The organism is Desulfobaculum senezii (assembly GCF_054657395.1).
Window position 1 is genome coordinate 745811 of sequence record NZ_BAAHYU010000003.1, and the last position, 18841, is coordinate 764651.

Annotated in this window: 16 protein-coding genes; 10 read left to right on the forward strand and 6 right to left on the reverse strand. The window is 61.4% G+C overall.

Annotated elements, in window-relative coordinates; all coding sequences use genetic code 11:
* The first annotated feature begins 30 nt into the window (after nucleotides 1–30).
* The 4 genes from ACYQ2T_RS12345 (at nucleotide 31) to ACYQ2T_RS12360 (ending at nucleotide 3862) form a co-directional block, all read left to right on the forward strand.
* On the forward strand, nucleotides 31–657 hold the full coding sequence (locus tag ACYQ2T_RS12345; RefSeq protein ID WP_459900930.1) for a LutC/YkgG family protein: 627 nt from the start codon (nucleotides 31–33) through the stop codon (nucleotides 655–657).
* A 1-nt stretch (nucleotide 658) separates the two neighbouring features.
* The gene (gene ldhH, locus ACYQ2T_RS12350) at nucleotides 659–2818 is read left to right on the forward strand and encodes an L-lactate dehydrogenase (quinone) large subunit LdhH (RefSeq protein ID WP_459900931.1); all 2160 of its coding nucleotides are present in this window, start codon (nucleotides 659–661) and stop codon (nucleotides 2816–2818) included.
* 209 nt (nucleotides 2819–3027) lie between these two features.
* Nucleotides 3028–3522, forward strand: a complete 495-nt coding sequence (locus tag ACYQ2T_RS12355) for an acyl-CoA thioesterase (RefSeq protein WP_404844108.1) — start codon at nucleotides 3028–3030, stop codon at nucleotides 3520–3522.
* Nucleotides 3523–3556: 34 nt separating this feature from the next.
* Nucleotides 3557–3862, forward strand: coding sequence for a Dabb family protein (locus ACYQ2T_RS12360; protein ID WP_404843501.1), 306 nt, complete (start codon nucleotides 3557–3559; stop codon nucleotides 3860–3862).
* An 86-nt stretch (nucleotides 3863–3948) separates the two neighbouring features.
* Here the strand turns inward: ACYQ2T_RS12360 and ACYQ2T_RS12365 are convergent, their stop codons facing one another.
* Both ACYQ2T_RS12365 and ACYQ2T_RS12370 read right to left on the reverse strand, forming a co-directional pair.
* Nucleotides 3949–4728 carry a hypothetical protein gene (locus tag ACYQ2T_RS12365; RefSeq protein WP_459900932.1) on the reverse strand — a complete coding sequence of 260 codons (780 nt, stop codon included), beginning with the start codon at nucleotides 4726–4728 and terminating at the stop codon, nucleotides 3949–3951.
* Nucleotides 4729–4891: 163 nt separating this feature from the next.
* Nucleotides 4892–5353, reverse strand: coding sequence for a YbhB/YbcL family Raf kinase inhibitor-like protein (locus ACYQ2T_RS12370; RefSeq protein WP_459900933.1), 462 nt, complete (start codon nucleotides 5351–5353; stop codon nucleotides 4892–4894).
* A gap of 347 nt (nucleotides 5354–5700) precedes the next feature.
* Here ACYQ2T_RS12370 and ACYQ2T_RS12375 point away from each other — a divergent pair, with 347 nt between their 5' ends.
* Nucleotides 5701–7899 (forward strand): sensor domain-containing protein, encoded by a 2199-nt coding sequence (locus ACYQ2T_RS12375; RefSeq protein WP_459900934.1) that lies wholly within the window; start codon nucleotides 5701–5703, stop codon nucleotides 7897–7899.
* 115 nt (nucleotides 7900–8014) lie between these two features.
* On the opposite strand, the gene ACYQ2T_RS12380 is transcribed toward ACYQ2T_RS12375, so the two are convergent.
* From ACYQ2T_RS12380 to ACYQ2T_RS12395, 4 genes are all read right to left on the reverse strand, one after another.
* Nucleotides 8015–8992 carry a mechanosensitive ion channel family protein gene (locus ACYQ2T_RS12380; protein ID WP_459900935.1) on the reverse strand — a complete coding sequence of 326 codons (978 nt, stop codon included), beginning with the start codon at nucleotides 8990–8992 and terminating at the stop codon, nucleotides 8015–8017.
* A 172-nt stretch (nucleotides 8993–9164) separates the two neighbouring features.
* Nucleotides 9165–10025: a bifunctional methylenetetrahydrofolate dehydrogenase/methenyltetrahydrofolate cyclohydrolase FolD gene (gene folD / locus ACYQ2T_RS12385; RefSeq protein WP_459900937.1), complete on the reverse strand. Its 861-nt coding sequence runs from the start codon at nucleotides 10023–10025 to the stop codon at nucleotides 9165–9167.
* 104 nt (nucleotides 10026–10129) lie between these two features.
* Nucleotides 10130–11422 carry a phosphopyruvate hydratase gene (gene eno / locus ACYQ2T_RS12390; RefSeq protein ID WP_459900939.1) on the reverse strand — a complete coding sequence of 431 codons (1293 nt, stop codon included), beginning with the start codon at nucleotides 11420–11422 and terminating at the stop codon, nucleotides 10130–10132.
* Nucleotides 11423–11513: 91 nt separating this feature from the next.
* A complete protein-coding gene (locus ACYQ2T_RS12395) occupies nucleotides 11514–12311 on the reverse strand; it encodes a type III pantothenate kinase (protein ID WP_459900940.1) in 798 nt (265 codons plus the stop codon).
* A gap of 206 nt (nucleotides 12312–12517) precedes the next feature.
* Between ACYQ2T_RS12395 and ACYQ2T_RS12400 the strand changes: the two genes are divergently transcribed.
* The 5 genes from ACYQ2T_RS12400 (at nucleotide 12518) to ACYQ2T_RS12420 (ending at nucleotide 18751) form a co-directional block, all read left to right on the forward strand.
* Complete coding sequence (locus ACYQ2T_RS12400) at nucleotides 12518–13585, forward strand: hypothetical protein (RefSeq protein WP_459900942.1); 1068 nt, start codon at nucleotides 12518–12520, stop codon at nucleotides 13583–13585.
* A 1-nt stretch (nucleotide 13586) separates the two neighbouring features.
* Nucleotides 13587–16235, forward strand: coding sequence for a cytochrome ubiquinol oxidase subunit I (locus ACYQ2T_RS12405; protein ID WP_459900944.1), 2649 nt, complete (start codon nucleotides 13587–13589; stop codon nucleotides 16233–16235).
* Between the two features lie 296 nt (nucleotides 16236–16531).
* A complete protein-coding gene (gene ffh / locus ACYQ2T_RS12410) occupies nucleotides 16532–18064 on the forward strand; it encodes a signal recognition particle protein (protein WP_404843491.1) in 1533 nt (510 codons plus the stop codon).
* A gap of 132 nt (nucleotides 18065–18196) precedes the next feature.
* Nucleotides 18197–18445 carry a 30S ribosomal protein S16 gene (gene rpsP, locus ACYQ2T_RS12415; RefSeq protein WP_404843490.1) on the forward strand — a complete coding sequence of 83 codons (249 nt, stop codon included), beginning with the start codon at nucleotides 18197–18199 and terminating at the stop codon, nucleotides 18443–18445.
* Between the two features lie 72 nt (nucleotides 18446–18517).
* Complete coding sequence (locus ACYQ2T_RS12420) at nucleotides 18518–18751, forward strand: KH domain-containing protein (protein WP_404843489.1); 234 nt, start codon at nucleotides 18518–18520, stop codon at nucleotides 18749–18751.
* Nucleotides 18752–18841 lie beyond the last annotated feature (90 nt).

Consider the following 18841-nt stretch of genomic DNA (forward strand, 5'->3'; position numbering starts at 1 on the left):
GTAACGTGCCCGATATGGGGAGGAATACGTATGAGCTCAAATGAACAACTCGTTACGGAGTTCTCGGAGCGCGCCACCAAGGTCGGCGCTACCGTCTCCGAGGTGAAGAGCCTTTCCGAGGCTTTTGCCTACACCATGGATCTCTGCTCGAAGAAGGATGCTTGCCAGCTGCTGCTTTCCGGCTGTGGCGAGGCGCTGTCCGACGGCGCGCAGGCTGCCTGTGACGCCAAGCAGGACAAAGTTATTTCTGCCCCTGCCCTTGATGAAGATGCCTTTGCCGAACTCGCAGGCCTGTGCGAGGAGGGCGGCTTTACGCTGATCAAGGAAGGCATGCGCGACCATCTGGCCGGTATCGACATCGGCGTGACCGTGGCTGACTACGGCGTTGCGGACTCCGGCACCCTGGTGCAGCAGTCCTCCAGCGAAGAAGTCCGCCTGACCACGATGATTGCCGAGAACCATGTCGCCATTCTGCCCAAGTCCCGCCTGCGCGCCTCCACCTACGAGGTGGAGAAGGATTTCGTCTCCATGGTGGACGATTCCCCCAGCTACATGGCGTTCATCACCGGACCGAGCCGCACCGCCGACATCGAGCGCGTGCTTGCCATGGGTGTTCATGGCCCGCTGGAACTGCACATTCTGCTGCTGGAGGACTAGGATGCAGGACGTAAAGACGAAATCCCTCTCGGATTACCGCAAATTTTGTAAGGAAGCCCTCGACGACGACTTTCTGCGTCAGGCCATGGACAACTTCGCCACCGCTTACCGCGCCAACCGCATCAACGCCTTTGCCGATGTGAACGAGCGTGAGCTCATCGGCCACATTGCCGATGCCAAGGACGAAGCCATCCAGCGCTTGCCCGAGCTCTTTGAGGAGTTCAAGGCCAAGGCCGAAGCCGCAGGCGTGCACGTCCACCTCGCCAAGACCGCCCGCGAAGCCAATGAGCTTATCGCCAAGATCGCCCGCGACAACGACGTGAAGAAGATCATCAAGTCCAAGTCCATGACCGCTGAGGAAACCCACCTCAACCATCACCTCGAAGGTGAGTTTGAAGTGGTGGAGACCGACCTTGGCGAGTGGATCATCCAGATGCGCAAGGAAGGCCCCTCGCACATGGTCATGCCGGCCATCCACCTGTCCCGCTATCAGGTGCGCGACCTCTTCACCGACGTCACCGGCAAGCAGCAGGACTCCGACATCCAGAAGCTGGTGAAGGTGGCCCGCCGCGAACTGCGCCGCCACTTTGCCGAGGCAGATATGGGCATCTCCGGCGGCAACTTTGCCGTTGCCGAGACCGGCACCATTGGCCTCGTCACCAACGAAGGCAACGCCCGTCTGGTCAGCACGCTACCCCGCGTGCACGTTGCCCTGTGTGGTCTGGACAAGCTGACCCCCACCATCCACGACGCCCTGCGCGTGCTCAAGGCCCTGCCGCGTAACGCCACCGGTCAGGCCCTGACCTCCTACATCACGTGGATTACCGGTGCCAACGAGTGTGCCACCACCACGGACGGCAAGAAGGAAATGCACGTGGTCTTCCTCGACAACGGCCGCAGCGCCATGGCCGAGGACAAGGACTTTTCGCAGGTGATGCGCTGTGTGCGCTGTGGCGCATGCGCCAACGTCTGCCCCGTGTACCGTCTGGTTGGCGGCCACAAGATGGGTCACGTCTACATCGGCGCCATCGGCCTCATCCTGACCTACTTCTTCCACGGCCGCGACAAGGCCAAGAACCTTGTGCAGAACTGCATCAACTGTGGCGCATGTAAGGAAGTCTGCGCCGCGGGCATCGATCTGCCGCGCCTCATCAAGGAAGTGCACGCCCGCACCGTCGAGGAAGAGGGCCATCCCCTGTACTCCACGCTGCTTGGCAAGCTGATGAAGAACCGCAAGCTCTTCCACACCCTGCTGCGCACGGCCAAGGTTGGTCAGGTGCCCATGAAGGACAAGGAAGGCTTCCTGCGGCACCTGCCGCTGATGTTCTTCAAGGAGCACAACTTCCGCGCTCTGCCCACCGTGGCGGACAAGCCCTTCCGCGACATGTGGAAGGAGATTGAGCCCCGCCTGAAGGGCAGCGGCCTGCGTGTCGGCCTCTTTGCCGGCTGCGTGCAGGACTTTGTGTACCCCGAGCAGATGGACGCCGCTGTGAAGGTGCTGGAGAAGAAGGACGTCCAGATGGCGTTCCCCATGGACCAGTCCTGCTGCGGTCTGCCCCTGCAGATGATGGGCGAGATGTCCCACGCCGCCGAGGTGGCGGAGCAGAACGTGTCTGCCTTTGATCCGGCGGAATACGACTACATCATTACCCTGTGCGCCTCCTGCGCATCGCACCTCAAGCACAACTACCCCAAGCTGCTTGAAGACAACGCCGCCATGAAGGTGAAGGTGCAGCAGTTTGCGGACAAGGTCATCGACTTTAGCTCCTTTGTGCGCGACGTCCTCGGCTACGACACGGACGACTTCAAGACCGTGGCCGTCACCGAGAAGACCACCTACCACGCTCCCTGCCACCTGTGCCGTGGCCTCGGCGTGAAGGAAGCCCCGCAGGACCTCATCCAGAAGTCCGGCCTGGACTACGCCAAGGCCGACGAGGAAGACGTGTGCTGCGGCTTCGGTGGTACCTTCTCTGTGAAGTTCCCCGAGGAATCCCGCGAGCTGCTGAACAAGAAGCTCGACAACATCAAAAAGACCGGTGCCAAGCAGCTGCTGACGGACTGCCCCGGCTGCGTGATGCAGCTGCGTGGCGGTGCCCGCCGCCGCGGCGATTCCATCAAGGTTCGCCACATTGCCGAGGCACTGGCCGAACGCCTGAAATAATGCCTTGAAGCCGGAGCCATCCCGGTGGCTCCGGCCACGGCGTCCCCCGGTCATGCCCTGCATGGCCGGGGGATTGCCGTATCTGACGGGGCGCTCTGGAGCCCCCTGTCCGGATGGACGGGAAGCAGAGGACAACGGCGACGTTTCCCGCTATCCTGCATCCAGAAACGCCGGGGCCCACCCGCCGCGGCGATGCACAGGGAGGAATGATGAAAGGAAAGACCAAGCGCGAGTCCGCCACCACGCTGAACCAACGGATGCTCCCGCAGGATGCCAACCCCGCGGGCAATGTCCATGGCGGTGTTACGCTGAAGTACATCGACATCGCCGCCGGCACCGTGGCCATGCGCCATTGCCGTTCCAACGCCGTCACCGCGTCCATCGACCGCTTGAACTTTCTGCAGCCCGTGTACGTGGGCGAGATGGTCAGCTTTAAGGCCAGCCTGAACTATACGGGCCGTACGTCCATGGAAATTGGCGTACGCGTGGAGTCCGAGAACATGTTCACGGGCGAGAAGCGCTACTGCGCCTCGGCCTATGTGACCTTTGTGTCGCTCGATAAGGACGGCAAGCCCCGCGAAGTGCCGCCCCTGATTCTGGAGACCGATGAAGACCACCGCCGCTGGAACGAGGCCGAAAACCGCCGCCGCATCCGCAGGCAGGAGCGCCAGCGCGAGAGCGAATCCCAGCACGGCAACCCCTGACACCCAGCCCGCCCCGCGCGGCTTGGAGGCCCAAATGATCAAGCATATCGTGATGTGGACCCTGAAGGACGAAGCCGAAGGTGCGCCCAAGGCTGAAAACGCCAAACGTATGAAGACCATGCTCGAAGACCTGAGGGGCCGCGTCCCCGGACCGCTGGAGCTTGAGGTGGGCATCAATATCGACCCCGAAGGCGGCGTGAGCGATGTGGCGCTGTACACCACCTTTGAGGACACCGACGCCCTTGCCGCCTACGCTGTGCACCCCGAGCACCTGAAGGTGGTGGAGTTCATCAAAAAGGTCGTGACCGAACGCCGCTGCGTGGACTACCGCGTGGACTAGGTGATGTTTTTTCGTGCGGCGATGAGCGCTGCGCAAGACGCTTAAACGGCCCGCTTCTGGCGGGCCGTTTGTCGTTGTGGGGGGAGCTAGATGGTGCGCCGTGGGCGCAACTGCACGACGGCGATGCGCCAGCCGCCAAGGTCCAGATATTGGTCGTAGGACAGGGCCAGCGGTTTGCCGAGGCGGACGATGTCCGAGAGGTCGAAGGCCATGCGGACTTCGGCCACGGCGGGCAGTCGGTCCATGACAAAGACCACTAGCGTGTGGGTGGACAGCTGGTCGAAACTGGTCAGGCCGTCTTCGGGCATGACATTGAGGGCGCTGAGGGTATGATAGATACCGGTCCAGTGTTCTGGCAGTTCATCGGCCTGCGGCATGGCATCCTTGGGGATGAGCATGGCTGTAATGCGCGGATGCTCCACGGACACCGGCGCGGCCTGCGCGGCGTCGATGTGCAGGCCGCCGCGGCCTACGGTGTAGGTGGCGCTGTACATGATGCGTGCGGCGCGTCCGTTGGCGTCGGTAACGCGGAGTATGCCGCTGGCAAAACGCCCCTGTGGGCCGTCGCCCCGCTCGCGGGAGTCGTAGAGCGTATGTTCGGCCACGGTAAAGCCGGGGTAGTCGAAGTCGTCGTCAAGGGCGTCCGCGACTTCCGGCGGCATGTGGGCGCCGCTGAGGGGGGCGCCTTGTATGGCGGCGAAGATGGCGCGGGCGGCGTAGTCCGCATCAGCGGGAATGGCGTCACCGCGTGCGGGCAACTGCTGCGGCACGGGCGCAAGGCGCGTGGGATAGCCAGCGCATGCGGCCAGCGCCGCAAGAAGGACAAGGCCGATGTATAATGGCATCAGCCACGAGCGTATTGGCATGGAGCCCTCCGGGGATGGATGTCACGAAAGGCACACCATAGCACAGGACGGGCGGGAGTGCAGGGAAAAATGGCCCATGCGCGAAACCCGGGCGTGATGCCCTGCAATGCCGGGAGGGTAGAGCGCAAAAAAAAGCCGCTACCGGAAGGGCAGCGGCTGGCGGCTATCGGGAGTAGGTGCCCATGGTTTGGGCCGAGTCCAGAATGTGTCCGTCCATGGCGGCGAGGAGGGCGTCGCGCGTGGCCTTTTTGGGGTCAAGGTCCAGCTCGCAGTCCAGCGCGTACACGGTGAAGATGTAGCGGTGCTTGCCGTGGCCTTCGGGCGGGCAGGGACCATTGTAGCCGAGGTTGCCCCACGAGTTCAGCCCCTGCTTCATGCCGGAGGGGTGCTCCTCGGTGCGGGGAATCTTGGCCGCAAGGCGGAAGGCCACGCCGGGAATGCCATAGACCACCCAGTGCGTCCACGTGCCGCCCGGAGCGTCCGGGTCTTCGCAAAGCAGGGCAAAGGACTGTGTGCCCTCGGGGGCATTGTCCCAGTCAAGTGCTGGGGAAAAGTCGCTGGCGTCGCAGGTGAACTGGAGAGGGATGCGCGTCCCCTCCTGAAAAGAGCTGCTGTAGAGTTTCATGGGGCTAATCTCCTGCTGGTTGTAAGGTCGGCGCATCCTAGCAGAGGGGGCACCGGGTGGCAAAGGGGATGGATGGAGAGAAGGGCTTCTCAGCAAAATCAAATATTTCAGGATGTTGTAGGTGGATGGGACAGCATCGTCCAGTTGGTGTTTCCGGTTGTGCTATGATACCGGTAGGTTTTGCCAATGCGCGCAGGGGATTGTTGGTCTTTTCGGAAATGCGGGGAGAGGGAAACAACGTGGCGAACACGGATGAGAGGGCGCTTAGATGCGCCGCATGGCGAGGCCGGGCGCGTCTTGTGACCGCCGGGGCCGCCGTGCTTGGACTGGCGGGATGCCGCCTTGATATGTCCGTTGGGGCACATCCAACTGCGCAGGATTGGGTACTGGTCGTTGGTGCTGCGGCGGTGGTCGCTGTGGTGGTGGCTCTGGTGCTCCGCGTTTTCAGCTTATCCCGCTCCGTTCGCGAGCACAGCGCCGCCCGCCGGGATGCGGAGCGGCGTTTGGCCGTTTCCGAGGCCCGCCTTGCGGAGCAGAATGCACTGTTTTCCCTTGCCTCCATTGGCGCGTGCCGCTCAAATATGGACGGGACGCGTTTGCTTTCGGCCAATATGCCGCTGGCGAAGATGCTGGGGTTCGCCTCGCCGGAGGAGCTTGTCCGGGAGCAAAATGAACGCAGCTTCATTGAGAATTCCGAGGCTCGGGAGCGGGCTGTGGAGCAGTTGCGGCAGACCGGGCGCGTTGGCGGGGTGGCTATCCGCTTCCGCCGCCGCGATGGGCAGCTGCGCCATGCCGTCTTTTCCGGAACCGCCACTGGCGACGGCACCATTGAAGGCGTGTTTGTGGACATTACGGAGCAGATGCATTTCAAGTCCGCCCTGCGCAGCCGCAATGCCTTTATGCAGTCCCTTGTCTCCGCCTTGCCCATTGCGATTTTCTTTAAGGATATTCATGGCCGCATTGAGATGGTCAATAGCTGCTACGAGGACCTTGTGGGGCGTCAGGCGAGCGAGGTCATCGGCAAGACCGTCCGGGATTTGTTTCCGGCGGAGCATGCGGAAACATATGAACGTATGGACGCCGAACTCATTGCCAGCGGCGGCGCGATAACCCAGCGTTACGAGACCAAGGTCCAATCCCAGCGCGGCATGCTGCGCGACACCCTTATCACCAAGGAACTTCTGCTGGATGAGGCGGGCAGGCCCCTTGGCATTGTGGGGGTGGTGCTGGACATCACCGACAGCCGCCGCATGATGGACACGGTGCAGGAAAGCCGGAACCTGCTCTCCGCCCTTATCGATTCCGTGCCTGACATTGTCTATTACAAGGACACGGAACTGCGCTTTTTGGGCGTGAATAAAGCCTTTGCCGATGAGGCGTGCCTTGCTGTGGAGGCGTTCATAGGCAAGCGGAATCGTGAGATTTTCCCGGCCGAGATTTCCGCGCGTTTTGAGGTGCACGAGCGCGAGACGCTGCGCAGCAAACGCACGCTGGCGCGTGAGGAGTGGGTGAACTTTCCGGGCGGTGGTTTGCGCCTGTTCGAGACGCTGCATACGCCGTTTCTGGGGCCGGATGGCAACATTATCGGCGTGGTGGGCGTTGGGCGCGACATCACCGAGAGAAAGCGCATGGAAGACGCCCTGCGCAATGCCGAAGTTGTCTACCGCACCATCTTTGAGAACGCCGCCGAAGGGGTGTTCACGTCTCTGCCCCGCGGGCGCTATATCGCGGCAAACCGCGCCATGGCCGAGATGTTTGGCTACGCCGGACCGGAGGCCTTTGTGGCCGAGGTGCAGGACATTGGGCGCGAACTGTATGTGGACCCGCTTATGCGCGGGACGGTGCTGGACGCCGTACGCGAGCATGGCATGGTGCACGGCTTCGAGTACGAAGCCCGCCGCCGCGATGGCTCCACATTTTGGGTGCGCAGCAGTTATCGGGGCATCTTTTCAGATGATGGCGAACTGGAGCGCATTGAAGGCATCGTCACAGACGTGACCAGTTGGCACAGAAAGACCGAGGAACTCCAGCGCCTTGCCATGCATGACGACTTGACCGGACTGTCCAACCGCACGGTGTTCTACGAAAACTTGGAGCGCATGGTGGCGCAGTCGCGCCGTACGGGCGAGAATGTTGGTATTCTTGCCCTCGACCTTGATGGCTTCAAGCAGGTGAACGACCGCCACGGGCATCAGGTGGGGGATGAGCTGCTTGTTGTGTTGTCGGGGCGCATCACCACCCACCTGCGCAAAACCGACGTCGCCGCGCGCCTTGGCGGGGATGAATTCGGCATCCTGCTGTGGAATGTGGAGGATGCGGACGCCCTGAGGCGCTACGCCGAGGACTTGCTCGCGGCCCTGTCTGAGCCGTGCGTCTGTGGCGGGGTGTCGTGTCAGGTGGGCGCGAGCATTGGCGGCAGCCTGTGCCCCATGCATGGCGAGGACCCGGAAAAGCTGGTGCGCTGGGCGGACCGCGCTCTGTACGTGACCAAGCGGCAGGGCAAGAACGGCTTCACCCTTGCCGACGCCGAAGACACTGCGGACTAAGCCTGCCCTCGCGGCTGAGCGCCCTGCGCCCCAAAGCCCTGACAACACCGCCGCCAAGTTGAGACGGCCTCTGAAAAAAAGCGCCCCGTGTGGGGCGCTTTGTGTTTTTGCGTGATTAAAAGCGGGGGCGTTTGGGCGCCGCTGCCGTTTCGGTCTGCACGGTGTGTTCGCCTCCGGGGGCGGGCGGGGCGTCTTCTGAGTGGGGCGGTTCGTGCGTGATGCCGTGGCGCGTGTACTGCGTGGCGATGCCTTCCTCGCGGAAAAGGGTCGCCAGCCCGCGCGTCATGTCGCTCTTGAGGCTCCACGCGGAGGATGGATTTTCGGCCCATGCGGCAATCCAGCACACCACGCCGTCCGGCTCAAGGCGCATCACCCAGAATTGCGGGTCGTCGCGGTCGGAGAAGCTGTCGCTCTGGGTGGCGATTTTTTTGGCGTTGCGTTCCACGTATTCAAGGTCCACATCGTAGGCGACCTTGAACTCAATATACGCCCAGATGATGCGCTCAGTGATGGTCAGGTTCAGGAATTCCTTGGTCATCATCCGGCTATTGGGGATGACGTAGCGCCGCCAGTCCCAAATTTTGATCTTGGTGTGCGTGGGCGAGATGTCCTCCACGGTGCCGTAGTGGTCGTCGATGATGACCACGTCGCCAACGCGGATTTGGTTGGACAGCGAGATGACAACGCCGGAAATCATATTCTCCACATACGGTCGCGCGGCAATACCGAGGATGACGGTAAACGCCGTGATGAACAGGGAGAGCATGGTGGACGGGATGTTGCCGATAAACGGCAGCGCCCCGGCGATGACGGCAAAGGTGAGCACGCCGCCAAAGAGAAATTTTTGGATGACGGAGAAGCGGCGGTCCACCTGTTCCGTCATTTTGCGCTTGCGCTTGATTTTGGAGCGGCGGGTCAGCGCGTCGTTGGGCAGGGGGTCCAGACGTTTGATTTTGTCCAGACGTTCTAGTTTGCGCTCCTTGACCGATGTGACATGCCGCTGGGCGCGCCACAGGATGAGGATGGCGATAATGGCGACAATTCCCAAATACAGAAGCGGGATGTTGTCCTTGATGAGCGCGAGAAATTCCATGCCGTAACGGCTCCGGTGCTTGTGTGGTTTCGCAGGGCTACCCAGTTGTAAGTTTTCGCTGAAGCGGGCGCGGCGTCAAGAGCGCAGTTGCCGCTCTGCCAGCGAAGCGCGGGACGCAAGAGCGCCCCGGTGTTGCCACCGGGGCGCTTTGTCTTTGCGGAAAGAAAAGAGCCTAGGCGCCGACGCGGCTTTTGTAGGACTGCACCGTGTTTTTCAGGAGCATGGCGATGGTCATGGGACCAACGCCGCCCGGAACGGGAGTGATGGCGCTGACGCGGTCCTTGATGGCGTCAAAGTCGCAGTCGCCGACAAGGCCGTTGTCCGTGCGGTTGATGCCCACGTCAATGACGATGGCGCCGTCCTTGACCATGTCGCCGGTGACGAAGAGCGGGCGGCCGATGGCGGCAACGATGATGTCGGCCTCGGCGCACAGCTCCTTCAGGCCGGGCGTGCGGGAGTGCGCCACGGTGACGGTGGCGTTGGCAAAGTCGCCATAGCCCCACAGCATCATCGCCATGGGCTTGCCCACGATGTTGGAGCGGCCAATGATCACGGCGCGCTTACCGGCGGTGGTGACGTTGTGGCGCTTCAACAGTTCTATAACGCCGGCGGGCGTGCAGGGGGCGAATCCGGGTAGGCCAAGGGCAAGGCGGCCCATGCTGACGGGATGGAAGCCGTCCACGTCTTTGGCCGGGTCGATGAGGTCCAGACAGGCTTGGCTGTCCAGCCCCTTGGGCAGGGGGAGTTGCAGCAGAATGCCGTCCACGTCCTCGCGGGTGTTGAGGTCGCGGATGAGGTCTTCCAGCTCCTGCTGGGTCACATCCGCAGGCTTGCGGAAGGCCAGCGAGGTAATGCCCGCGTTTTCGCAGGCCTTTTCCTTGTTGCGCACGTAGACCTGTGAGGCCGGGTCGTCGCCAACAAGGATAACGGCGAGGCCGGGGGCCCTGCCGTGGGTTGTCGCAAGTTCAGCCACCTGCTCGCTCAGTTCGCTGCGAATTGCGGCGGCGGTCTTCTTGCCGTCCAGCAGAATCATGCTCGGTTCCCCCTTGAAAAGAGTCGGATGAACTGGATAGGGCGCGGAAACCGTGTTTCCGCGCCCCTGTGACGAATGTTGTGCAGCAGTCGTTACAACCGTATCTAGTCCATGTCAAACCACTGTTCGGCCATGATGGGGCCAAAGTAGATGGCTTCGTCTTCCAGATCTTCCTCAATGCGCAGCAGCTGGTTGTACTTCGCAATCCTGTCGGAGCGGCACAGGGAGCCGGTCTTGATCTGGCCGGCGTTGACGCCAACGGCGAGGTCCGCGATGAAGTGGTCCGCGGTTTCGCCGGAGCGGTGGGAGATAACGGTGGTGTACGCCGCCTGCTTGGCCATCTCGATGGTGTCCAGCGTTTCGGTGACGGTACCAATCTGGTTCAGCTTGATGAGGATGGAGTTGGCCGCACCCTCTTCAATGCCGCGGGACAGAATCTCGGGGTTGGTGACGAAGATGTCGTCGCCCACCAGCTGGATTTTGTCGCCGAGTTCATTGGTCAGCAGCTTCCAGCCTTCCCAGTCGCCTTCGGCCAGGCCGTCCTCAATGGAGATGAGGGGGAAGTCGCGGGTGAGTTCGGCGTAGTAGTCCACCAGTTCCTTGGCGTTGAAGGACTTGCCTTCGCCCGCGAAGGTGTAGGTGCCGTCTTTGTGGAACTCGCTGGCGGCGGCGTCGATGCCAAGGGCGATGTCGCGGCCCGGCGTGTAGCCTGCGGCCTCGATGGCGCGGATGATGTACTCAAAGGCCTCGCGGTGGCTCTTGAGGTTGGGGGCAAAGCCGCCCTCGTCGCCCACGGAGGTGACGTGGCCATCCTTGGCGAGGATCTTCTTGAGGTTATGGAAGGTTTCCGCGCCCATGCGCAGGGCTTCGGCAAAGGAGCCAGCGGACAGCGGCATGATCATGAACTCCTGGATGTCCAGGTTGTTCGGGGCATGCTCGCCGCCGTTGATGATGTTCATCATGGGAGCGGGCAGCACTTTGCCGTTGACGCCGCCAAGGTACTGGTACAGCGGCAGGCCAAGGTGATTGGCCGCGGCGCGCGCCACAGCGAGGGACACGCCAAGCATGGCGTTGGCGCCCATGCTGGATTTGTTGTCGGTGCCGTCAATGTCCAGCATGGTGTTGTCGATGGAGGTCTGGCGGGTGACGTCCATGCCGACAACGCCTTCGGCCAGCGGGCCGTTGACGTTTTCCACGGCCTTGGTCACGCCTTTGCCCATGTAGCGGGCGGTGTCGCCGTCGCGCAGTTCAAGGGCTTCGCGGGTGCCGGTGGATGCACCGGAGGGCACAGCGGCGACGCCAGTCGCGCCGGATTCGGTGGTGACCTCCACCTCGACGGTGGGATTGCCGCGGGAATCAAGAATTTCACGGGCCCATACGTTAACGATGGTGCTCATGGCTCGCTCCTTTTTATACGAAATGGTTGTTCATGGCGGAAGAATCGGGCCTGCGCCACAACGGGGCATGCCCGCAAACGTCAAAATACTATCAGAAGCGCGGGGATTCATCCATACAGGCATACGCCAGACCGCAAAAGAGCAGGTCCGGGCGTACAATGTCCAGCGAGGGGCAGACCCGGGCCACGCTTTGGGCCAGCCCGCCAGTGGCGAGCACGGTTCCGCCGCCGCCGAGGGCTCCGGTCATGCGGGTGATGAGGCCCTCAATCATGGCGGCAAAGCCGAAGATAAAGCCCTGATTGAGGCTGTGCATGGTGTCGAAGCTAAAGGAGAACTCCTCGCCCGGCAGGTCGAGGGTGAGTTCGGGCAGGCGGGCGGTGCCGCAGGAGAGGGCCTTTGCCGCGCTCTCCATACCCGGGCAGATAACGCCGCCCAGAAAGGTGTTGCCCTGCACGCAGTCCACAGTGGTGGCGGTGCCGAAGTCCACAACGACAAGGTTGCGCGAGTCCACCATACGGCGCGCGCCGTAGGCGGCCACAAGGCGGTCCGGGCCTACGTTGCCTGGCACGTCGGCAATGTTGTCGAAGGGCAGCGGCAGGTGGTCCGGGGCAAAGCGGGCGCTGACGCCAAAGGCGCGGTCTGCGGCCTCGCAGATGTGCGGAACAACGGCAGGCACTACGGAACACCCGGCAACGCCGGAAATACGCCGCGTATCAACGTCCCACACCCGCGCTGCGTGCAGCAGGCGCTGCGCCCACGCATCAGGCGAATCCGCAACGGTGGGCAGCGCAAGCGTTGCAACAGGAAAAGGGCCGGCTTCTGGTGACCAAAGCGCGACCTTCGTGTTAGTATTGCCTATATCTATAAAGATGACGTGGGATGCATGCATGGGTGTTTCATCCATTGAAACGAACGGGTGGCGTTTCCATGTCCTGTCACTCGTCAGCGACTGTAAAGGTTTGAGACGGAATTTCAAGCGGTTATTTTACGTAAAGTCGTGGGACCGCCTTGTCCTTTGGTGCATCGGCGTATAAGTATTACGGTTGAGAATATCAAGATTTTCAGAGCATAGAACCCGAATATCTGGAGGCTCGCATGGATCCGTCTGTACTTGTGCCGCGTCCGGGGGGATTGATGGTGGAGTGGGGCTGGTTTCAATTTTTCCAGCTGCTTACATTCATCGGTCACCTGCTCTTCATGAACACCCTGCTTGGCAGCGCCATCATGGCCTTTGCCGAGGGCATGCGGGAGGGCAGCAGCACCCCGGTTGGCCGCCACGTCTCGCGGAAGCTGCCCACCACTGTTGCCCTGACGGTCAACTTCGGCGTTGCGCCGCTGCTGTTTATGCAGGTGCTGTATGGGCATTTCTTCTATGTTTCCGACATTCTTATGGGCCCGTACTGGCTGGCTGTTGTTGGGCTGGTCATTCTTGCCTATTACGGGGCCTATATCTGGGACTTTCGCTTCGACAGCCTTGGGGGCATGCGTCAGGTGATATTGGGGGCGGTTATCGTCTTGCTGCTTGGCGTGGCCTTCCTGTTCACCAACAACGTGTCCATGATGCTGACGCCGGCGCGCTGGACGCAGTACTTTGAGGCACCGGGCGGCACGTTCCTGAACTTTGGCGAGCCAACCCTTGTGCCGAGATATCTGCATTTTGTGGTGGCGTCCATCGCTGTTGGTGGGCTGGTACAGGGAATCTACTGGTCGCGCAAGCGGCGGCGCAGTCTGCCCGGTGCGCAGGCCATTGCCGCGCGCGGCATGAATGTGTTTGCCTACGCCACGGCCGTGCAGATTGCTGTTGGCTCATGGTGGCTGGTGAGCATGCCCCGCGACGTGATGCTTGTCTTCATGGGCGGGCGTCCCTTTAACACCGCCGTCTTCCTCATAGCGCTGGCCCTTGTGGCCTGCTGTCTCATCTTCGGCTTCCGTGGGCGTGTGGTTCCTGCGGCGGTTGCCCTTGTCCTGACCGTGGTGACCATGGTGGGCCTGCGCGAACTGGCGCGCGTGGCGTACCTTGAACCCTTCTACAAGGTGGCGGAGCTGCCCTCGTCGGGCCAGCATTCGCCGCTTGTCATGTTTATCGTGTCATTGTGTGTGGGACTTGGCGTCATCGCCTATGTGCTCAGGCTTGCATCGGAAGTCCGGAAGGAGGAAGCGTAGCATGGACTATCCAGTCTGGCAGATTCCATTCTTTGGCGGCGGGCTGCTTGTGGCCATCATCGCCGTGGTGCATGTGTTTGTGGCCCACTTTGCGGTGGGCGGGGGCCTGTTCCTTGTGCTGACGGAAATGAAAGGCCACCGCGAAAACAACCCTGCCATCCTTGAGTATGTGCGGCGGCACACCAAGTTTTTCCTGCTTTTGACCATGGTCTTTGGCAGTCTGACGGGTGTGGGCATCTGGTTTATCATTGCCCTCACCAATCCGGCGGCAACCCTAACCCTTATCCGGACCTTCACCTTTGGGTGGGCGACGGAGTGGGTGTTCTTCGTGGGCGAGATTGTGACCCTGCTGGTGTACTACTACACCTTTGGGCGCATGGAGCGGCGCAAACACCTGACCGTGGGCTGGCTGTACTTTGCCTTTGGCTGGCTGTCGCTGTTTATGATTAACGGCATTATCGGGTATATGCTGACCCCCGGCCAGTGGGTGGAGACGGGCAACTTCTGGGACGGATTCTTCAATCCCTCCTTCTGGCCCGCCCTTGTGTTCCGTTCGCTGTTGGCCTTTACCATCGCCGGGCTGTTCGCCTTCCTGACGGCCTCCCGTGTGAAGGACGAGCCGGTGCGCCTCAATCTGATGCGCTTCTCCGCCATTTGGGCGGCTGTGCCGGTGCTGCTGATGGTGCCGGTGTCGTGGTGGTATTTTCAGGCACTGCCTGACGTGCCGCAGGCCATGATCACCGGGCGCAACAATGAAATTATGCCCTTCCTGCAGGCATTTATCACCGTGGCGCCTATCATCGTGGTGCTGAGCATGTTCCTGACCCTGCGCATGCCGCGCGAGCTCAAGACGCTGTTTGCCTCGCTGCTGCTGGTTGCGGGGTTTGTGCAGATTGGCTCCTTTGAGTGGATTCGCGAGGCCGCGCGCCGCCCGTACATTATCTATAACTATATGTTCTCCTCTGGTGTGACGTTGGCGGACGCTGCCGAGGCCAACGAGAACGGCTTCCTCAAGACGGCCAAATGGGTGCGCCATACCGATGTCACGCCGGAGAACCGCCTTGAGGCCGGGCGCGATTTGTTCATGAAGCAGTGTCTTAGCTGTCACAGCATTGATGGCCCCTCCAACGACATTCTGCCCCTGACCAAAAAATTCTCCGTGCTGGGCATGGATTCCCAGCTGGACGGGCAGGGCAAGATCAACAACTACATGCCGCCATTCTTCGGCACGGAGCGCGAGCGCTGGGCCTTGGCGTCCTATATTGTCGAGGGCCTGCACGGCAAAACCGAAACCGAGCCAGAGACGGAACTGGTGGAGGCCACCACGCCCGAGATGCCGCCCTTTGACGCGGAGAATGATGAATATGTGCTGCTGTCGTGGAACAACCTCGGCATGCACTGCATTTCAGACTCCGACCCGTACTGGATTCTGCTGCCGCCGGCCAATGACCTGTACTGCCAGCTTGTGCGCCGCGGCGAAATGCCCGAAGTGGTCAGCGATGGCGTGACCATCACCTACGAGGTGGAAGAGGGCTTTGAGAACCCCGCGCAGCATGTGCGCTTCTGGGAATTCGCCGAACAGCTCTTTGGCAAAAAGCTGCCCGAGAATGTGGGCGTTTCCGGCAACGGGCTGACCGGGGAAATGCACTACAGCGAATCCCTTGGCGCATTTGAAGCCGGACTGATCCCCGTGGTGCCGTATCCGGATTCCGGCGGCTATCACCCGTACCCTGTGTTCACCATCACCGCGCGGGACGAGGCCACCGGCGAAGTGCTGGCAACGACCAAGACCGTCGCCCCCACCTCAACGGAAATGGGCTGCAAGAACTGCCACGGCGGTGAGTGGCGCGTGGCCGGAGTGGCGGGCTTCTCGGATGAAACGTCGGCCGACGTGCTGGCCGTGCATGACCGCAACACCAAGACCAAACTCCTTGAGATGGCCGAGAAGGGCGAGCCGCGCCTGTGCCAGAGTTGCCACCCGGACCCGGTGCTGGCCGCCGAGGGCAAGCCGGAACTGCTGAACCTGCCCGCCGCCATCCATGGCTGGCACGCCAACTACCTGACGAACCGTGGTGCGGAGGCCTGCGCCTACTGCCACCCCAATAATCCCGAGGGCCCAACCAAGTGCCTGCGCGGCATCCATGCCGAAGTGGGGCTGGATTGCACCAGTTGCCACGGCACGCTGGAGGACCACGCCCTGTCGCTGCTGAAGCATGAGGATGCAGCGGGCAAGCCCGGGGCAAAGCGCCTGATGCAGCACCTGCGTCCGCGCGCTGTGGAGAGCAAGGCCGACATCAACCCGCGTGTACCGTGGGTGAATCAGCCTGATTGTCTCAACTGCCACGCTGGTTTCCAGCCGCCTGAGACCATGGACGCCTTTAATACGTGGACGGAAGGGGCTGATGGCCTGTTCCGCATGCGCAAGGGCTACATGGGCGCGCTGATGTGTGGCACCTGTCATGGCAGTCCGCATGCGGAGTATCCGGCGGTACAGGAAAACGGCTACGGTAAGGACCGTGACAATATCGCCCCATTGCAGTATATGGGACACGCCGGGCCCATAGGGTCGCGCGGGAATTGCGCGCTGTGCCACGTGGGAACCGAGATGACGCCGGAGGATTCCGCGCATCATCCCATGGGCTTCCGCTAGCATTGGCGGGCCCAGAGCCGATACAATCATAAAGCGCACCCCGGCCATGCCTATGGCGTGGCCGGGGTGTCTGTTGCCCACGGGGCACCTCGGCCTGTGGCGTTATATCCCTCGGCACGCACTGCATGCACCGTGCATAGCAGTGCCAAATGATGGACAAAGTGTCTCCTTGTGCTGAGCCTCTTGACCTTTGCATGTGCGTCGGGTAAACATCCCGCGCCAGTCAAGCTTGACTAAATGGGAGAGGTTCTTTAACAAGAACCTCTTTTATTTTTTTGGGACGGGAAACGTATATTATGTTCGACAGCCTTTCAGACCGCCTAGATTCAGTCTTTAAGAAGTTCAAGGGCCAGGGGCGCCTTGACGAATCAAACATCCAGCAGGGCCTGCGCGAGGTGCGTCTTGCGCTGCTTGAGGCCGACGTCAACTTTAAGGTCGTCAAGCAGTTTACGGACCGCATCCGCGAGCGCTGCCTCGGGCAGGAGGTGCTCGGCAGCCTGACCCCCGGCCAGCAGGTCATCAAAATCGTCAACGACGAAATGGTGGAACTGCTGGGCGGCGAAACGCAGGACGTTGACCTGCGCGGCACCCCCGCTGTCCTTATGATGGTGGGCCTGCAGGGTTCGGGTAAGACCACCTCGGCCGCCAAGCTGGCGCTGCATTTTCGCCGCGAGCGGAAGCTGAAGCCGTATCTCGTCCCCGCCGACGTTTACCGCCCCGCAGCTATCGACCAGCTCCAGACCCTTGGCAAGCAGCTTGAGGTGCCGGTCTATCCGTCCACTCCGGATATGAATCCTGTGGACATCTGCCGCGAGGGCATCAAGGCCGCGCAGGAAGCAGGATGCGACGTTGTCCTGCTGGATACCGCAGGCCGCCTGCACATCGACGAAGAGTTGATGCAGGAGCTGGCCAACATCAAGACGGCTTGCACGCCCGGCGAAATCCTGTTCGTGGCCGACGCCATGATTGGTCAGGAAGCCGTCAATGTTGCCGAGTCCTTTAACGAGAGGCTTGACATTTCCGGCGTTGTGCTGACCAAGATGGATGGCGACGCCCGCGGTGGTGCGGCCCTGTCCATCAAGTCCGTCACCGGCAAGTCGGTGAAGTTCGTGGGTGTTGGCGAAAAGGTGAGCGATCTGGAGGTGTTCCATCCGGACCGCGCCGCTTCGCGTATTCTGGGTATGGGTGACATGCTCACCCTTATCGAAAAAGCCCAGACCACGATGGACACGGAAGAAGCCGAAGCCATCGGCAAAAAATTTCAGCGCGCGGAATTCGACTTCGAAGACTTCCGCACGCAGATGCGCCGGCTGAAGAAGCTGGGATCCCTTGAGGGGATGCTGAAGCTCATTCCCGGCATGCGCGGGCTGAAGGACAAGCTCGGCGAGATGTCCATGCCTGATAAGGAAATGGCCCGCGTAGAAGCCATCATCAACTCCATGACGATGGAGGAACGCCGCAATCCCTCCGTCATCAATGTCAGCCGCAAGGAGCGCATCGCCCGCGGTTCCGGCGTCACTGTGAACGACGTGAACCAGCTGGTGAAGAACTTCGAGCAGATGCGCAAGATGATGAAGAAGATGATGGGCGGTGGCAGCAAGGGCAAAAAGCCCCGTATGCCCCGCATGCCCAAGGGGATGCCCGGCTTGCCCGGTGCACCCGGCGGGATGCCTGGTGGGATGCCTGGAATGCCCGGTATGCCCGGCATGGAAGGGATGGACGGTTTGGAAGGCATGGGCGCCCCCGGTGGCGGCTCATCCAAGCCCAAAACCCAGCGCAAAAAGCGTAAAAAGACCGCCGGCAAGAATAAAAAGCGGAAAAAGAAGTAATACCGGAGTAGACCGGGCCGCGGTGTGGGCCCGAATCCGGCTCGGATCGCGGTCAGGCAGGTGCGGGTTTTGCGCAGACTGCTTGCATTTTCTTTCAATTGTAATACTATCTATCAGAATGGGGGAAACCACATGGCTCTTAAACTGAGACTCACCCGTATGGGCTCCAAAAAGCGTCCCTTCTACAGGCTTGTCGCTATCGACAGCGCCACCCGTCGTGACGGTCGGCCGCTGGAATTCCTGGGCCACTACAATCCCATGGTCACGCCCGTGGAAATCAAGATCGACACCGAGAAGGTGCAGAAATGGGTGGAGCGTGGCGCTACGCCCTCCGATACCGTTCGTTCCCTGCTGAAAAAGGCCGAGTCTGCCAGCGAGTAGTATCCGTTCGTACGGACGTCACACGCGGCGATGTGTTCTGCAGTAAATCTGATTTCCCAGCCGGAGGTCATCATGTTGAAGGATCTGATTTCCTACATTGCGAAATCCTTGGTCGATAATCCTGATGCGGTCGAGGTTTCGGAAATTGAGGGAGAACAGACTTCGGTGATCGAGCTTAAGGTCGCCAAGGAAGACCTCGGAAAGGTTATCGGCAAGCAGGGGCGCACCGCCCGGGCTATGCGAACCATCATAGGCGCGGCTTCCACCAAGGCCCAGAAACGGGCTGTGCTGGAAATCATCGAGTAGGGCTGGGGCCTTTCTCCCGGCTCCCTCGCCCTGCGCTACGCGCCGTGCTGCGCGGCGACGTGCTGTACGCGGTTCATCGTGTGAATGCTT

What these genes read in the sequence shown, in the direction of transcription:
- ACYQ2T_RS12345 (WP_459900930.1), top strand. Translation starts at nt 31, where the DNA reads ATGAGCTCAAATGAACAACTCGTTACGGAGTTCTCGGAGCGCGCCACC.
- ldhH (WP_459900931.1), top strand. Translation starts at nt 659, where the DNA reads ATGCAGGACGTAAAGACGAAATCCCTCTCGGATTACCGCAAATTTTGT.
- ACYQ2T_RS12355 (WP_404844108.1), top strand. Translation starts at nt 3,028, where the DNA reads ATGAAAGGAAAGACCAAGCGCGAGTCCGCCACCACGCTGAACCAACGG.
- ACYQ2T_RS12360 (WP_404843501.1), top strand. Translation starts at nt 3,557, where the DNA reads ATGATCAAGCATATCGTGATGTGGACCCTGAAGGACGAAGCCGAAGGT.
- ACYQ2T_RS12365 (WP_459900932.1), bottom strand. Translation starts at nt 4,728, where the DNA reads ATGCCAATACGCTCGTGGCTGATGCCATTATACATCGGCCTTGTCCTT.
- ACYQ2T_RS12370 (WP_459900933.1), bottom strand. Translation starts at nt 5,353, where the DNA reads ATGAAACTCTACAGCAGCTCTTTTCAGGAGGGGACGCGCATCCCTCTC.
- ACYQ2T_RS12375 (WP_459900934.1), top strand. Translation starts at nt 5,701, where the DNA reads ATGTCCGTTGGGGCACATCCAACTGCGCAGGATTGGGTACTGGTCGTT.
- ACYQ2T_RS12380 (WP_459900935.1), bottom strand. Translation starts at nt 8,992, where the DNA reads ATGGAATTTCTCGCGCTCATCAAGGACAACATCCCGCTTCTGTATTTG.
- folD (WP_459900937.1), bottom strand. Translation starts at nt 10,025, where the DNA reads ATGATTCTGCTGGACGGCAAGAAGACCGCCGCCGCAATTCGCAGCGAA.
- eno (WP_459900939.1), bottom strand. Translation starts at nt 11,422, where the DNA reads ATGAGCACCATCGTTAACGTATGGGCCCGTGAAATTCTTGATTCCCGC.
- ACYQ2T_RS12395 (WP_459900940.1), bottom strand. Translation starts at nt 12,311, where the DNA reads ATGCATGCATCCCACGTCATCTTTATAGATATAGGCAATACTAACACG.
- ACYQ2T_RS12400 (WP_459900942.1), top strand. Translation starts at nt 12,518, where the DNA reads ATGGATCCGTCTGTACTTGTGCCGCGTCCGGGGGGATTGATGGTGGAG.
- ACYQ2T_RS12405 (WP_459900944.1), top strand. Translation starts at nt 13,587, where the DNA reads ATGGACTATCCAGTCTGGCAGATTCCATTCTTTGGCGGCGGGCTGCTT.
- ffh (WP_404843491.1), top strand. Translation starts at nt 16,532, where the DNA reads ATGTTCGACAGCCTTTCAGACCGCCTAGATTCAGTCTTTAAGAAGTTC.
- rpsP (WP_404843490.1), top strand. Translation starts at nt 18,197, where the DNA reads ATGGCTCTTAAACTGAGACTCACCCGTATGGGCTCCAAAAAGCGTCCC.
- ACYQ2T_RS12420 (WP_404843489.1), top strand. Translation starts at nt 18,518, where the DNA reads ATGTTGAAGGATCTGATTTCCTACATTGCGAAATCCTTGGTCGATAAT.